This window comes from Streptomyces olivaceoviridis (assembly GCF_014650115.1).
GTDB classification, from domain to species: domain Bacteria; phylum Actinomycetota; class Actinomycetes; order Streptomycetales; family Streptomycetaceae; genus Streptomyces; species Streptomyces olivaceoviridis.
This window is the reverse complement of record NZ_BMUI01000013.1, coordinates 1-14,355: the sequence shown is the minus strand read 5'-3', so window position 1 is coordinate 14,355 and position 14,355 is coordinate 1. Positions and strand designations below refer to the sequence as shown.

Annotated in this window: 12 protein-coding genes; 5 read left to right on the top strand and 7 right to left on the bottom strand. The window is 73.4% G+C overall.

The features are described from left to right. Positions 1 to 57 precede the first annotated feature (57 nt). The 3 genes from IE273_RS23810 to IE273_RS23800 form a co-directional block, all read right to left on the bottom strand. Positions 58 to 1,398 (bottom strand): esterase-like activity of phytase family protein, encoded by a 1,341-nt coding sequence (locus IE273_RS23810; protein WP_189817212.1) that lies wholly within the window; start codon positions 1,396 to 1,398, stop codon positions 58 to 60. 129 nt (positions 1,399 to 1,527) lie between these two features. After that, positions 1,528 to 2,805, bottom strand: a complete 1,278-nt coding sequence (locus IE273_RS23805) for an SWIM zinc finger family protein (protein ID WP_189817211.1) — start codon at positions 2,803 to 2,805, stop codon at positions 1,528 to 1,530. Continuing rightward, complete coding sequence (locus tag IE273_RS23800; RefSeq protein WP_189817210.1) at positions 2,802 to 5,669, bottom strand: SCO1167/SCO6262 family helicase; 2,868 nt, start codon at positions 5,667 to 5,669, stop codon at positions 2,802 to 2,804. Before IE273_RS23800 ends, IE273_RS23805 begins: the two co-directional genes overlap by 4 nt. 479 nt (positions 5,670 to 6,148) lie before the next feature. Here IE273_RS23800 and IE273_RS23795 point away from each other — a divergent pair, with 479 nt between their 5' ends. Beyond that, positions 6,149 to 6,331 carry a tail-anchor membrane protein gene (locus IE273_RS23795; RefSeq protein ID WP_014671229.1) on the top strand — a complete coding sequence of 61 codons (183 nt, stop codon included), beginning with the start codon at positions 6,149 to 6,151 and terminating at the stop codon, positions 6,329 to 6,331. A gap of 133 nt (positions 6,332 to 6,464) precedes the next feature. On the opposite strand, the gene IE273_RS23790 is transcribed toward IE273_RS23795, so the two are convergent. Further along, complete coding sequence (locus IE273_RS23790; RefSeq protein ID WP_189817209.1) at positions 6,465 to 7,304, bottom strand: hypothetical protein; 840 nt, start codon at positions 7,302 to 7,304, stop codon at positions 6,465 to 6,467. A 143-nt stretch (positions 7,305 to 7,447) separates the two neighbouring features. Then, positions 7,448 to 7,744 carry a hypothetical protein gene (locus tag IE273_RS23785; RefSeq protein WP_189817208.1) on the bottom strand — a complete coding sequence of 99 codons (297 nt, stop codon included), beginning with the start codon at positions 7,742 to 7,744 and terminating at the stop codon, positions 7,448 to 7,450. Between the two features lie 96 nt (positions 7,745 to 7,840). On the opposite strand from IE273_RS23785, the gene IE273_RS23780 reads away from it, so the two are divergent. After that, complete coding sequence (locus tag IE273_RS23780) at positions 7,841 to 8,746, top strand: oxygenase MpaB family protein (RefSeq protein WP_189817207.1); 906 nt, start codon at positions 7,841 to 7,843, stop codon at positions 8,744 to 8,746. Here IE273_RS23780 and IE273_RS23775 read toward each other — a convergent pair. After that, complete coding sequence (locus tag IE273_RS23775) at positions 8,723 to 9,256, bottom strand: PadR family transcriptional regulator (RefSeq protein WP_189817206.1); 534 nt, start codon at positions 9,254 to 9,256, stop codon at positions 8,723 to 8,725. The two genes, IE273_RS23780 and IE273_RS23775, sit on opposite strands and share 24 nt — an antisense overlap. 106 nt (positions 9,257 to 9,362) lie before the next feature. Between IE273_RS23775 and IE273_RS23770 the strand changes: the two genes are divergently transcribed. Then, positions 9,363 to 10,118 carry an alpha/beta fold hydrolase gene (locus IE273_RS23770; protein WP_189817205.1) on the top strand — a complete coding sequence of 252 codons (756 nt, stop codon included), beginning with the start codon at positions 9,363 to 9,365 and terminating at the stop codon, positions 10,116 to 10,118. Positions 10,119 to 10,131: 13 nt separating this feature from the next. Here the strand turns inward: IE273_RS23770 and IE273_RS23765 are convergent, their stop codons facing one another. Further along, positions 10,132 to 10,731, bottom strand: a complete 600-nt coding sequence (locus IE273_RS23765; protein WP_189817204.1) for a class I SAM-dependent methyltransferase — start codon at positions 10,729 to 10,731, stop codon at positions 10,132 to 10,134. A gap of 152 nt (positions 10,732 to 10,883) precedes the next feature. On the opposite strand from IE273_RS23765, the gene IE273_RS23760 reads away from it, so the two are divergent. Continuing rightward, positions 10,884 to 11,657, top strand: a complete 774-nt coding sequence (locus IE273_RS23760; protein WP_189817203.1) for an MHYT domain-containing protein — start codon at positions 10,884 to 10,886, stop codon at positions 11,655 to 11,657. A gap of 46 nt (positions 11,658 to 11,703) precedes the next feature. Beyond that, complete coding sequence (locus IE273_RS23755; RefSeq protein WP_189817202.1) at positions 11,704 to 14,316, top strand: sensor histidine kinase; 2,613 nt, start codon at positions 11,704 to 11,706, stop codon at positions 14,314 to 14,316. Positions 14,317 to 14,355: the final 39 nt, after the last annotated feature.

The window sequence follows — 14,355 nt, the reverse complement described above, 5'->3', positions numbered from 1 at the left end:
GAGGGCCGGGGCGAGCGGCAGCGGCTCACCCCGGCCCCCCCGGCCGCGAGGCCGGTGTCAGCGGCCCTTGGGCAGCCGGACGTATGTCACGGTCGTCTTGACGCCGCTGTCGACCAGGCGGCCCTGGGCGTCGAACGCGTCCGTACCGTCGGTCATCCCGAAGTCGTTGTCGTTGACGAGCGCGAGCGTGTCGTGATCCACGCGCGCGATGCCCTCGATCTTCCCGGGCACCCCCGCGACCTTGCCCAGGTCGACCACCAGGCGCTTGGCCGGCACCGGCACGCCCCGCGCCGCGGGATCGTCCAGCCGCTCCAGCGACGGAGCCGTGGTGTCGTCGTCCCAGGGACCGCCGAGGATGTCCGACGTGCGCCCGAGGCTGACCAGCTGAAGCCGGGCGGCCTTGTCCGTGCGCTCCTCGACCAGCAGCCGGTCACCGCCGATCGCGACCACCGAGGAGATCTTCAGCTCGGAGGTGTCGTCCTCGCTCGGGTCCACCACGTCCACCGGATCGAAGCGGTAGGCGTACTCGGCCGTGACGGCCGTCTCGCGGGGTGAGAAGCGCAGCAGGCGGGTGGTGCGCGAGGCGTCCCCGGCGTCCGCGTCCGGGAGCGACAACGGGCTCTGGAGGGCCATCACCAGATCACCGCCGGGAAGCTGCGCCAGCCCTTCGAACCCGCGGTTGACCTTGCGGTGCAAAAGGATCGACGGCAGCGCCTCCACCACCGGGTAGTCCGCGCCCGTCAGACCGAGCCCCTTGGGCACGTAGCGCGCGAGGACCTTCCCGCGCGCGGAGACGTGCACGAGGGAGGGCCCGTACTCGTCCGTGAGCCAGAAACCGCCGTCACCGGCCCGAACGATGCCCTCGGTGTCGAGGCCGTTCGGGTCGTAGGAGAGCGGCGTCTGCGCGTCGTAGGTGTACGGCGCCTCGTCCCGGCTCTTCTGGTTCGGCAGTCCGGTGACGGCCTTCCCGGAGGAGGTGGTCAGCGGTACCGCGTCGATCACCTTGATCGTGCCCCCGGAGACCCGGATCTTCACGATCGCGGGATCGAATCCCGGCACCGGGAAGGTGCGGCGCTTCTTGCCGTCCACCTTGATCTGCCCGTTGGGGCCGCGGTCGGTCACCGTCCAGTACTCACCCTTGCGGCCGGCCGGGTAGATGTCACTGCCGATGCCGCCGAGCTCGATCCCGTGGTCGTCGGCCACGCTGCCGGGCAGCAGCGCGTTGCTGAACGCGCCGAGCGGGATCTCGCCGAGGGCCGCCGTGCGGATCACGCGGGCGTCCCCGGACGGCGCCGCGGTGGCCGTCCCCGCCGCGACGAGGACGGCGGCCAGGGCCAGGGGCAGACCCGTGGCGACGGAACGGTGGACGCGGCGCAGGCCGGCGGCACGCGAGGACATCGGGCCTCTTGGAGCAAAGCCATGAGCTGCCGACACCATTGGGCCCCCGGAGGAACGCCGCGCGACCGCGCGGTGAACGGCCGGCGTCCGCCGCTCATCGGATCGCGCCGATCCCGCGATGACGGCGTGTCAGGAACCTTCCGGTGCGGGAGCCTTCACGTCCCACCGCGCGGAGGCCAGTGCCGTCGCGGGATCGGGATCGGCCCCGCCCGCCGGGACCCAGCGTCCTCCTTCCTCCCGATACGGCCACCAGTGGCCCTCGCGCCCGAGCCGCAGCTGAACGCCTTCCTCCTGGACGGTCCACCGGTTGCCGCTCCTGTGGAACACCGGCCGCTCGTCCGCCGCCCAGGCCGCTTCCAGAGCCGCACGCACGCGTGCGAGCGCCGCGCCCTCCACCTCCCGGTCCTCGTCGAGCACCGCCAGCGCCGCCGGGCCACCGGTCCGCCAGGCGCGGACGGCTGTCATGAGCCCGTCGCGTCCACGCCCTGACCCCGCGGCGAGCCGCTCGGCGACGGCGGCGGGGGCCGCACCACACGCCAGGCGTACGGCGTCCTGAGCGGCCGTCAGGTCCGCGCAGGCCCGCGCCCCACCACGCGACGCAGCCAGCAGCCGGTACGCCTCCACGGCGGTGCGACCGGCCAGGTGTTCCAGCGCCGCGGGATCCACCCCCGGCGCGGCCGGTGACCCGGCGAAGGACGGTGCCGCGCCGGGTGCCGAAGGGAGCCCGGGCAACTCGGGCAGCGACGGCAGGATCTCGCCGGCCGCCCATGCCTCGGCCGCGTCCACCCCCGTGGCCGGAGGCGTCGCCCCGGACGGCGCCGCGGTATTGCGGACGTGCAGCTCCGCCAGGAAGGCGTCCTTGTCCCGCCCGCGCACCAGCAGGAGCAGAAACGGATCCTCGTCCAGCAGCCGCGCCACCTGGTGGCAGAGGGCGACGGTGTGCCCGCAGTGGTCCCAGGCACCGCAGTCGCACTCCGGATCCAGATCGCCCAGGCCCGGCAGGAGTTCGATCCCCGCCACCGCCGCGTCCTCCATCAGATGCGGCGGAAGCTCCCGGTCGAGCAGCGCGGCCATGTGGCCGGCCTGCTCCACGGCGAGATCCTCGAAGCGTGCCCACTCCTCGTCGGACAGCCGCGGCAGCAGGACGTCGGCCCGGTGCGCCGCACCTGAGGGGTCACGTACGACGGCGGTGACCCGGCCCGGCCGTACCGTCACCGCACCGACGCCGCCCGCGCGCGCGAGCCGGCGCCCGGCCTTGACCGCAGCGGCTTCCAGGGCGGCGTCCTCCAGCGCCCGCAGCCAGGCGCGCCCCCACCAGCTCCGGGCGAAGGCGCGCCCGCGCGCGGGCGGCAGCGCGGCGAACGTGCGCCCCGCGTCACGTCCGTCCTCGTCGTCGTAGCGGCTCATCGCGCCTCCCCGCGCAGTTCCACCAGTGCGGCCAGTTCCTCGTCCGACAGTTCCGTCAGAGCCGCCTCGCCGGAACCGAGCACGGCGTCGGCCAGCTCCCGCTTGCGGCCCAGCATCTCCGCGATGCGGTCCTCCAGGGTCCCCTCGGCGATCAGCCGGTGTACCTGCACCGGACGGGTCTGCCCGATGCGGTACGCCCGGTCGGTGGCCTGCGCCTCCACCGCCGGATTCCACCAGCGGTCGTAGTGCACGACGTGCTCGGCCCGGGTGAGGTTCAGTCCCGTCCCGGCGGCCTTGAGGGACAGCAGGAACACCGGGGCCTCGCCCGCCTGGAAGCGCCGCACCAGATCCTCACGCGCGGCGACCGGCGTCCCGCCGTGCAGAAGCAGCGAGGACACCCCGCGGGCCGCCAGGTGCCGTTCGAGCAGCCGGGCCATGCGCACGTACTGCGTGAAGACCAGCACGCCCGAGTCCGCGGCGAGGATGGTGCCGAGCAGTTCGTCCAGCAACTCCAGCTTGCCCGAGCGTCCCGCGAGCCGCGGATCGTCCTCCTTGAGGAACTGCGCCGGATGATTGCAGATCTGCTTCAGACCGGTCAGCAGCCGCATGACCAGGCCACGGCGGGCCATGTCGTCGACGGCCGCGATGTGGTCCAGGGTCTCGCGCACCAACGCCTCGTACAGCCCCGCCTGTTCAGCCGTGAGCGGCACCGGGTGATCCGTCTCGGTCTTCGGCGGAAGCTCGGGGGCGATGCCGGGATCGGATTTGCGCCGCCGCAGCAGGAACGGTCCGACGAGCCGGGCGAGCCGTTGTGCCGCGGCGGGGTCCCGGCCGCCTTCGACGGGCTGTGCGTAGCGCGCGCGGAAACCGCCGAGTCCCCCCAGCAGGCCGGGTGTCGTCCAGTCGATGATCGCCCACAGTTCCGTGAGGTTGTTCTCCACCGGCGTGCCGGTGAGTGCCACGCGCGCGCGTGCGCCGACCGTGCGCAGCGCCCGCGCGGTCGCCGAGTAGGGATTCTTCACATGCTGCGCCTCGTCGGCCACGACCATCCCCCACGGGACCCCGGCGAGCCGGGCGCCGTCCAGGCGCAGGGTGCCGTACGTGGTCAGGACGAACTCGCCGTCCCCCAAAGACGCCAGATCGCGTCCGGGTCCGTGGAACCGGCGCACCGGCACCCCGGGAGCGAACCGCTCGATCTCACGCTGCCAGTTGCCCAGCAGCGAGGCCGGGCAGACCACGAGAGTGGGCCCGGCCGCCGCCGGATCTGTCTGCCGGTGCAGGTGCAGCGCGATCAACGTGACCGTCTTGCCGAGTCCCATGTCGTCGGCCAGGCAGCAGCCAAGCCCGAGCGATGTCGTGCGGGCCAGCCAGTCGAGACCGCGCAGCTGGTAGTCCCGCAGGGTCGCGGCCAGGCCCGGCGGCTGCCCGACGGTGAGGGCCGGGTCCTCGGCCGTCAGCCGCTCCCGCAGCCCCTCCAGCCACCCCGTGGGCCGTACGTCGACCCGTCGGCCGTCGACCTCCGTCGAGCCCGTCAGAGCCGCGGCCAGCGCCTCGACGGGAGCGACGGAACGGTCCCGCTCGGTCCGGGCCCGCTCCGCCTCCCGCGGATCGACCAGGACCCAGCCGTCGCGCAGCCGCACCAGGGGACGCTTGGCCTCCGCCAGCCGGTCCAGCTCCTCCCGGGACAGCTCCCGCCCGCCCAGGTCGAACCACCAGCTGAACGTGACCCTCTCGTCCGCGCTGAGGAACGACGGAACGGCGGAGGTTCCGGACGATGCGGTGCCGTCGTCCGGCGGGCCGACGGCCGCGTGCGCGGTGAGGCCGCGTGCCAGGTGCCGGGGCCAGTGCACGTCGACCCCTGCGGCGGCCAGCGCCCGCGCGCCCTCGCCCAGCAGTTCGGCGATCTCGTCGTCGGCGAGGTCCACGGCGTCCGGCACGGCGGCGGAGAGCAGCGGCGCCAGCGGCGGCCAGGCCCGGGCCGCCCGGCGCAGCGCCAGCAACGCGTCCGCACGCGCGCGTGGAGCGAACGCCGCGGGCCCGGTGCCCGCACCGGTCCACAGTCCGGCGGCATCCACGACATCCGCCGGCCCGCCCTGGCCGTGCACCTGGAGGACCGCACGGAAGCGGACCGGAGCCTCGTCTCGGGAGACGGTGTCGTCGAGACCGGACGCCTCCACGCGCAGCGACAGCCGCACCCCCGCGTCATGACCGGCGGCGATGTCGTCGGCCCACGCCCGCAGCGCGGGCAGACGCCGCGGCTCCAGCGCCGTGTACGCGGGGCCGCCGGTCACCAGCGGGGCGGCGGGGGAGCGCGGCAGCACGTCGGCGATCGCGTCGAGGAAGGCGCGCAGCAGCCGCTCCGGGTCGGGCAACAACGGTGGCCCGTCCGCCGTGAGCGGCACGGCATGCGTCTCCGGGGGCATGGCGGCGGCGAGTTCGCGGACCAGTTCCGCGTCGCGCGCGGACAGCGGTCCCACGCGCCAGGCGTCGTGATCGCCGGCGGACAGGCCCGGCAGGAGCAGACCCCGCGCCACGAAGCCGAGGGCCAGTTCGTACGCGGTCCGCCAGAACGTGGCGGCCCGGTCTTCCCACGGCAGCGCACGCGCGCGTGCGAACACCGGAAGGGCGGTGCGGACGGGGAGGAGGAGGACGGGCAGCGGGACGCGTTCGACGCCGCCGTCGGCTGAGGGCAGCATGAGGTCCAGATCGTCCAGCGAACCCTCCGCGTGTGCGGGCGGAGGCCCACCGTCCGGTCGCCAGAAGCCGATGCGGCCCGCGCGCGGGGGATCGGACGGCAGGAACACGACGCGGCACTGGGTCAGTTCGGCCAGGTCGGAGGGTGATGCCGTGGGGATGGTCTGCACAGCTCTGCCGCACTCCTCAAATTTGACTACTCGACCGGAGTCGCCGAGGGTACAGGACGTCCAGGGCGTTCTCGTCCTGGCGATGGCATGACGTGAGTCACTCCACGATTTGTTCGAAGGAGCCGTGCTCGTCACCTGTAAGGGCCGTGCTCGTCACCTGTAAGGGCGGCAAGCGCGACGCGGAGCGAAAGGGGGATCGGGGCCGGGCGGAAGAGATCGCATGCCGTCGGATCCAACGGCTCAGCGCGTCTCGCCGGCCGCCCACGCCCACCGCGTCCCGCCACCCGCCTCCCCACGCCCCGCCCGCCTCCCACGCCTGGCCGCATCCCGCCCACTGCCAGCAGCCTTTCGGTGCGCGTCGAGGACCACCACTAGGGGTGCGGCTCAGGGATGTCTCAGGGTCGGGGTGCGGAACCGCGGGGAGCGGAGGGCCGTTCTCAGAGCAGAGAGCGGCAGGGGCCGCGAAGGAGGCGACGCTCATGTCCATGAACGCGAAGATCGCCGCAGGGGGCGTGGCGGTCGGGCTGATCCTGCTCATATGGCTGCCCTGGTGGGTGGCGTTCCTGATCGTCGTGGGAGTTCCGGCAGCCGCCTACCTCGCCCTGGACCCCTCACAGCGGCGCAGGCTGCGCAGGGTCGCCCGCAAGGAGCTCGGCCGCTGAGGCACCGGCGCACGGCAAGGCGCCACTCGCCGAGCGGCCCGGATGGGCCGACCGCGCCCTGGGGAGCCGCGTCGCCCAGGCGCGGCGCGGCTCACGGGGGAGCGCCCGGGCGGCCTCGTCCGGCCGCCCCGACTCACCGGGGCCGTACGGCCATCTTGTCGAGCGCCTCCAGCAGACCGGGCAGCTCGGGCCCCCGGCCCACCGGCAGTACCTCGCCGGGCTCCTCGTCGAGCAGGACGAACGCGATGTCGTCGGTGCGGGCAACGATCGACCAGCCGGGGCCGTCCGCACGCAGCGTACGGGCCTCGCCGGGAGCGAACGACGAGCGTACGCGGCCGAGCGGCGGCGGGGAGTCGACGTAGGCGCGCGCTTCCGCGAGCACCCGGCGGACCCCGGTGTGGCCGCCGGCCCTGGCGCCCTCGCCCTCCTGCGTGGACTCCGCGGCCTGCGCGGGCTCACCGGGCACGGGGAAGTCGGCGTCGTTGATCTGCTCCCGCCAGGCGGCCCACTGCAACGCTATCTCGTCGGCACCCAGCCGGCGCTGGGCGGGCCCCCAGGAGCCGGTGTCCGGCGGGCACAGCGCCGGCCGTCCGGCCTCCTCGGCGGGCGGGTCGTGGGGAGCGGGCACGCCGGGTGCCGCGACGGCGACGGCCAGGGGCCATCCCGGCAGGGCGGTCACGACCGCGCGCTCGTCCGGCGACAGCTCGTACTCCATGCCGCAGTCCCAGGAGGCGATGGCCACGGCGACCAGCGAGACGTCGTCGATCACGACCGTCCAGCGAGCGCCGTGCCCGTCCTGGCCCAGCACCAGGCCGTACCCGTCGGCCCGTGGCGCCAGGTCCAGCGCCGCACACGCCTCCGCGTAGTCGTCGCCCAGCACGCTCGGAAACTGCGCCGGCGTGAGCAGTACCGCCGTCAGCACGTACAGCGCATCGTCCGCGGCGGCGACGGGCTCATCGTCCGTCCCGGCCATCCCTGCCTCCCCAGTGGTTCGTCCATCGGCGCGCACCCTAGTGCGAGCGGAAGCCGCTTGTCACGACTCCGCGCACCACGTGGAGCTGCAGGTTTCCGCCTGGACAGGGGCGAAACGGCCACATGTGGAGAAGGAAGTTCCGTTCAGGCCGCAGGCAGTCCGAGGAGGTCGCGGGCCACTGCGGCGGGTGTCTCGTCGCGTTCCCGGGCCAGCGCGACGACCGCCCGGCAGGCCAGCTCGCTCACCCCGAAGGACAGGGCCTCCGGGGACACCCACGCTGCCGCTTCCTCGATCCGGTCCTGGTCGTCCTCCGCGCGAGCCGCGACATAGACGGCCGCCGCTTCGAACAAGTTGTGCGCGTGCCTCTCCCTGGCATCCTCCGGCCGCTCCTGTGCGGAGCTGCCGAGCCGGCCTGCGTACCTGCGGATCCTGTCGAACACGCGGACCACCTTTCCCTGAACGGGGTCAGTACGATCGCCCATCTGCTGCTCCACAACGTAGAGTTGGAGGTTCGGCGGCAGAAGGGGGACGACGCGGTGAAGCGGTTCGAGCGGCTCGCGGAGATCCGCCGGCTGGACCCGGTGGCGGACGCGCTGGAGATCTACCGGACCAGCGTCGCGTACGAGTTCCCCTGGGACTACACCCGCGCTCTTGAGCTGGCTCTGTACCGCACCTACGCGGTCCCCGCCATCGGGCGGCTGCTCGCGCGGACGGCGGAGCTGACCGAGCGCACGCAGAAGCGGTACGACGACACCGTGCTGCTCCTGGACACCATCGTGGAACACGGCTTCGCGGCGGAGCAGGGACGTACCGCGATCCGTCGTATCAACCGGATGCACCGCAGCTACGACATCAGCGACGACGACATGCGGTACGTGCTGAGCACCTTCGTGGTGATGCCCCGGCGCTGGATCGACGCCTACGGCTGGCGACGGCTGTCCCGGCACGAGATCGTCGCCACCACCGAGTACTACCGCACCCTCGGCCGACACATGGGCATCCCGGACATCCCCCGCACCTACGAGGAGTTCGAGGCCCTTCTCGACTCCTACGAAGAGGCCCACTTCGGCTGGGACGAGGAGGCCCGCCAGGTCTCCGACGCCACCCTCGACCTGATGGCGTCCTGGTACCCGCGCCCCCTGGCGCCGCTGCTGCGCACGGCCACGCTCGCGCTGCTCGACGAGCCCCTGCTGCGCGCGTTCCGCTACCCGCGACCCGGCGCTGCCACCTCCGCGCTGGTGCGCCGCGCCGTACGGACGCGCGGCCGGTTGGTCCGGCTGCTGCCGCCACGCCGCGGCCCGCACTTCGCGCGCCAGAACTGGGAGGTCAAGGGCTACCCGAACGGCTATCGCGTCGCCGACCTGGGCACGCGGCCGGTCCCCGGTCTGCGCGGTTGCCCGGTACGGCACCAGGACGGCTCAGCGGCCGGCCCTGTCGAGTGACGCCAGGGTGTCACGCAGCCAGGCCAGTTCGGCCCGGCTCGTGGCGCGCGCGATGGTGAGGACGCCGCGCCGGAACGGGTCGTCCAGTTCCTCGGCGCGCAGCGGCCGGTCGCCGTCGTAGAAGAAGCTCGCCGGCTCCTCCAGGAAGGCCAGCCGGCGCCGCAGCACGGCCGCCTGCGCGGCGGGGTCCTCCAGGTGCCGCAGGAACGCGAGCAGCGTGAACCAGTGGTTCTCGTCGGTGATCTCACGCTGGGCGGGCTCGGCGAGCCGGCGCTTCAGCTCGCGCCCGCCGTCCTCGGTCAGTCTCAGCACATGGCGCGGCGCGGCCACGGCGCCGGGTTCGGTGGCCCGTACCAGCAGACCGGCCTTCTCCAAGCGCTTGATCGCCGGGTACAGCGTGCTCTCGGCGACGGGCCGCACATGGCCGGTGAGCGCCGCGATGTGGCGGCGCAGAACGTATCCGTGCAGGGGGGCGCCGTACAGGAATCCGAGGATGGCGAGTTCGAGCATGGCCGCATTCTCCCGCACTTATACATCGTTGAGCCAATACCGTCTTGACGGCATACATCGTCACCGAGGTATTGTCTCGGCGTCGCGGAACACAGGGAGGGGCACGGTGCAGCAGGCCACGTTCGACAACAGGGGAAGCCGGATCCGGTGGACCGAGGTGCCAGGGGCGGAACCCGCCCGGGTGTATCTGCACGGACTCGGAGCGATGTCCGCCGTGTACCACGCGCACATCGCGGCACGCCCCGAACTCGCGCGGCGCCGCAGTCTGTTCGTGGACCTGCCGGGACACGGCACGAGCGACCGCCCCCAGGACTTCGGGTACACGCTGGAGGACCACGCCGACGCGGTGGCCACCGCGCTGGACGCGGCGAAGGTCGCCGGTGCCGAACTGATCGCGCACAGCATGGGCGGTGCCGTAGCCGTCGTCCTCGCCCACCGGCGGCCCGACCTGGTCTCCCGGCTGGTGCTGACGGAGGCCAACCTGGACGCCTTTCCGCCGCCGACCGCCGGCAGCAGCGGAATCGCCGCCTACGAGGAGGACGAGTTCGTCGAAGGGGGGCACGCGCGCGTGCTGGAGGCGGTCGGCCCGCTGTGGGCGGCGACGATGCGGCTGGCCGACCCGCGCGCGTTGCACCGCAGTGCCGTCGGCCTGCGCAAGGGCTCCGAACCCGTGATGCGGACGCTCCTTGAAGGGCTGCCCGTCGACCGTGTCTTCCTCCAGGGCGAGCACAGCGGCGAACTCGCGGGCCGGGAGGGCCTGGAAGCCGCCGGGGTGCGCGTGGTGACGGTGCCGGGCGCCGGGCACAACGTGATGTTCGACAACCCCGACGCCTTCGTGGCAGCCGTCACCGGAACGGGCTGACCCGACCCGATCTTCAGCCCTCGCGCACCGCGAGCGCCAGGAAGCGGGCGTCCTCGTCGGTGTACGACGTCATCCGCCAGCCCGCACGCGCGAGGAGTGGTCGGAGGTTGGTCTCGGCCCGCAGGTCGTCGGGGGTGATCTGGCGCCCCTGACGTGCCGCGAGGGCCGCGCGGCCGATGGGATGGAAGAGTGCGAGCGTCCCGCCCGGCCGTGCGCCACGGGCCAGTTCCCGCAGGTTGTCCACCGGATGCGGCAGGTGGGCGATCAGGCCCGCGGCGAACACGGCGTCCAGACAACCCGAGCGCAGCGGGAGCGCGGCGACGTCGGCGAGCACCAGCCGCCCGTCGCGGTGCCTGCCCGTTCGTACGGCGGCCTGGAGCATCGCCGGGGTCAGATCCACCCCCAGCACCACCCCGGAGGGGCCCACGGCGGCCCGCAGGGGTGGCAGGGCCCGCCCCGTGCCGCAGCCCGCGTCCAGCACGCGGTCCCCTTGCCGCAGCCCCAGGTCGGCCACGGCCGCTGCGTAGGCCGGACCGTCGTCCGGGAACCGGCTGTCCCAGTCGGCGGCGCGGGCGGCGAAGAAATCCTGGACGTGTGTGTGGTCGTCGTTCATGTTCCGCATGATTCCTCACCGTCACGAGGGAAGTCCTTGTGCGCATGTTCGAGCGGGACGCGATCGTTCCAGTACAACTGTGCGCCATATTCCGGCACCTTTCGAAATGCGCCCCCTTTGTGCGCCCTTGCCCCCGCTAGCGTCCCGGGGCCATGGGACACCTGGACCACGCCGCCTTCGGCTGGCTGACACCCGTGCTGTCGTACGTGATGGCCTGCATAGGCGCCGCACTCGGACTGCGCTGCACCGTCCGCGCGCTCGCCGCCACCGGCCGCGCGCGTCGGAACTGGCTCGTCACCGCCGCCTCGTCGATCGGGACGGGCATCTGGACCATGCACTTCGTGGCCATGCTCGGCTTCCGTGTCAGCGGCAGCGACATCCGCTACGACGTGCCGCTGACCATCCTCAGCCTTCTCGTCGCCATGGTCGTCGTCTGTGCCGGCGTCTTCGCCGTCGGCCACAGCCGCGACCGCAACCGCGCGCTCCTCCTCGGCGGTCTCACCACCGGGCTGGGCGTCGCCAGCATGCACTACCTGGGCATGGCAGCCGTCCGGCTGCACGGCGACGTCACGTACGACCCCGTCCTCGTCGGACTGTCGGTACTGATCGCCGTGGTCGCGGCGACCGCGGCCCTGTGGGCCGGACTCAACATCAAGTCGCCCCTCGCGGTCACCGTCGCCTCCCTCGGCATGGGAGCGGCCGTCACCAGCATGCACTACACCGGGATGTTCGCGGTGAGCGTGCGCGTGAACCCCTCCGGCGATGTTCTGCCCGGGGCCACGGCGATGCAGTTCATCTTCCCCCTCGCCGTCGGCCTCGGGTCCTACCTGTTCATCACCTCGGCCTTCGTCGCCCTCTCGCCCACCGCCGACGAGCGCGAGGCGTCCGCCTCCGCCCAGCGGCCCGTCGAAAGCGTCGCCCGCTAGCGGGCCCCGGCCCGAGCGCACCGACCACGTCCCGAGCGAGGAGGCCATGCGCCCACCCCGTACACCCGAGAACGCCGCCGCCCCGGCACACCGTCCGCGCGGACGCCGCGCACACGCCGGACCGCCCGCCGACGAGGGCCGCGGCACGCTCGGCCCGTCGCCCGACTCCGTACGCGCGCGTGGAAGCCGCCGGCACCTGCGCCCCCGCACGGTGCGCGCCAAGGTGGTCAGCCTTCTGATGGTGCCCGTCGTGTCCCTGCTCGCCCTCTGGGCGTACGCCACCGTCAGCACCGCTCAGGACGTCGCCCGGCTGCGCCAGTCGCAACGGGTCGACGCCGAACTGCGCAGCCCGGTGGCCGCGGCCGTGACCGCGTTGCAGGCCGAGCGCACCGCGGCCGTCCGCTACGCCACGGACCCCCGCGCCGGCGCCGGCGGCGCTCTGGAAGACCTCGCGGCCCGCACCGACCGAGCCGTGGACAGGCTGCGGCTCGGCCGGGACAGTACTGTCGCCGACAGCCAGGAACTGCCCGCCGGCGTCTCCAGACGCCTCGATGCCTTCGTCACGGGCGCCGAGCACCTCCGCGCACTGCGAACAGCCGTACGGGGCCACAAGACGGGCTGGGGCGAGGTGTACACGCAGTACACGAAGACCATCGGCGCCGCCTTCGCGGTCGACGGTGCCCTCACCGGTGTCCAGCAGGCCGACGTCGCCTCCGACGCGCGCGTGCTGCTCGAATTCTCCCGCGCCGCCGAAGCGCTGGCCCAGGAGGACGCCCTGCTGGGCAGCGCTCGGACCGCCGGCACCCTCCAGGGAGAGCGACTGCGGCTCTTCAGCGCCGCCGTCGCCACGCGCCGTGCCCTCACCGAGACCGCGGTGACCGACCTTCCCGCCGCCCAGCGCGCCGCCTGGCGGGATCTGACCGCCGCCGGTCCCTACACCACCCTGCGCACCACCGAGAACGACCTGCTCGCCGCCGGACCGGGCGTCCAAGTCGCCGACAAGGCCCCACAGGCCGCCTGGAGCGCCGCACACGCGCGCGTACAGGACGGCATGCGGACCATCGCGGCAGCCGCCGGCCGTGCCGTCGCCGGCCGCGCCGACCCGGTCGCCCGCGGCCTGCTCAGCCCCGCCGGAGCCGCCGTACTCCTGGGACTCGCCGCCGTCGCCGCCTCCCTCGTCATCTCCGTCCGCATCGGACGGGCTCTCGTGGTCGAACTCGTCAGTCTGCGCAACGACGCGCTGGAGATCGCCCGCCGGAAACTCCCGGAAGCGATGCGCAGGCTGCGCGCGGGCGAGGAGATCGACATCCGGGCCGAGGCCCCCTCCGGACCGCCGGCCGAGGACGAGACCGGTCAGGTCACGGAAGCCCTGACCACCGTGCACCGCGCCGCGCTGCGCGCCGCCGTGGAGCGCGCCGAGCTCGCCGGCGGCATCTCCGGGGTCTTCGTCAACCTGGCCCGTCGCAGCCAGGTCCTGGTTCACCGTCAGCTCAGCCTCCTGGACAGCATGGAGCGGCGTTCCGACGACCCGGACGAACTCAGTGACCTGTTCCGCCTGGACCACCTCACGACCCGGATGCGGCGCCATGCCGAGAGCCTGATCATCCTGTCCGGCGCCGCGCCCGGCCGGGCCTGGCGGATGCCGGTGTCCCTGACGAACGTCGTACGCGCCGCCGTCTCGGAGATCGAGGACTACGCGCGCGTGGAGGTACGCCAGTTCCCCGAGGCGTACGTCATCGGCGCGGCGGTCGCCGACCTCACCCATCTGCTCGCCGAAGTCGTCGAGAACGCCGCCCAGTTCTCACCACCGCACACGCGCGTGCGGGTCACCGGCGAACCGGTCGGCAACGGCTACGCCCTGGAGGTCGAGGACCGGGGGCTCGGTATGGGCCCCGAGACCCTGGCCGAGGCCAACCGCCGCATCGAACAGTCGGAGGCGCTGGACCTCTTCGACAGCGACCGTCTCGGACTCTTCGTGGTCAGCAGGCTCGCCTCCCGGCACGACATCAAGGTGCATCTGCGGACCTCACCGTACGGAGGCACCACCGCCGTGGTCCTGCTGCCGAAGGCCCTGCTGTACAGCGGCTCACCAAAATCCCCGGGCGAACAGACCCGACCCGACGAGGAACGCGCCTACGCGCGCGTGCCCGGCGCGACCTCGGCCCAGGAGACCGCCGTCACCGCGTGGCCGGACCGTCCCGCCCTGGCAGCCACCGCACCCGGCCCGCACGGCACCACGAGGACGCCTGGCCCCCAGAGCACCGGGAAGGCGGCCGACCCCCACGGCACCCGGCCGGCCCCGGGCCCGGACGGCGCCGGCACGGCGGCCCGCTCGCACGACACCGCCCATGAACCCCCGCCCCCCGGCGTCACCGCCCTGAGGCTGCACCGCTCGCCGGACGGCTCCGAGCCCTCCGACGACCTCCCACGCCGTGTGCGCCAGGCGAGCCTCGCCCCGCAACTGCGCCACCAGCGCCCCGAAGAGCCGGCCCAGCAGCCCGCCCGCCACGGCGACGACCGGCGCACTCCCGAACTCGTACGGGACCGTATGGCGGCCTACCGAGACGGATGGGCGCGTGGCGGTGGCAGGCGGCCCGGCGTCGGCGCCGCACCGGAACCGGAAACGGGCAGTCACAGCAGCGAAGGAGAATCTCAATGATCGTGTCAAGCCGCCTGCGTGACCGGCGGGCTGGAGGTG

Coding starts and splice junctions, on each gene's coding strand:
- IE273_RS23810 (WP_189817212.1), bottom strand. CDS start 1,398: ATGTCCTCGCGTGCCGCCGGCCTGCGCCGCGTCCACCGTTCCGTCGCC.
- IE273_RS23805 (WP_189817211.1), bottom strand. CDS start 2,805: ATGAGCCGCTACGACGACGAGGACGGACGTGACGCGGGGCGCACGTTC.
- IE273_RS23795 (WP_014671229.1), top strand. CDS start 6,149: ATGTCCATGAACGCGAAGATCGCCGCAGGGGGCGTGGCGGTCGGGCTG.
- IE273_RS23790 (WP_189817209.1), bottom strand. CDS start 7,304: ATGGCCGGGACGGACGATGAGCCCGTCGCCGCCGCGGACGATGCGCTG.
- IE273_RS23775 (WP_189817206.1), bottom strand. CDS start 9,256: ATGCTCGAACTCGCCATCCTCGGATTCCTGTACGGCGCCCCCCTGCAC.
- IE273_RS23765 (WP_189817204.1), bottom strand. CDS start 10,731: ATGAACGACGACCACACACACGTCCAGGATTTCTTCGCCGCCCGCGCC.
- IE273_RS23760 (WP_189817203.1), top strand. CDS start 10,884: ATGGGACACCTGGACCACGCCGCCTTCGGCTGGCTGACACCCGTGCTG.
- IE273_RS23755 (WP_189817202.1), top strand. CDS start 11,704: ATGCGCCCACCCCGTACACCCGAGAACGCCGCCGCCCCGGCACACCGT.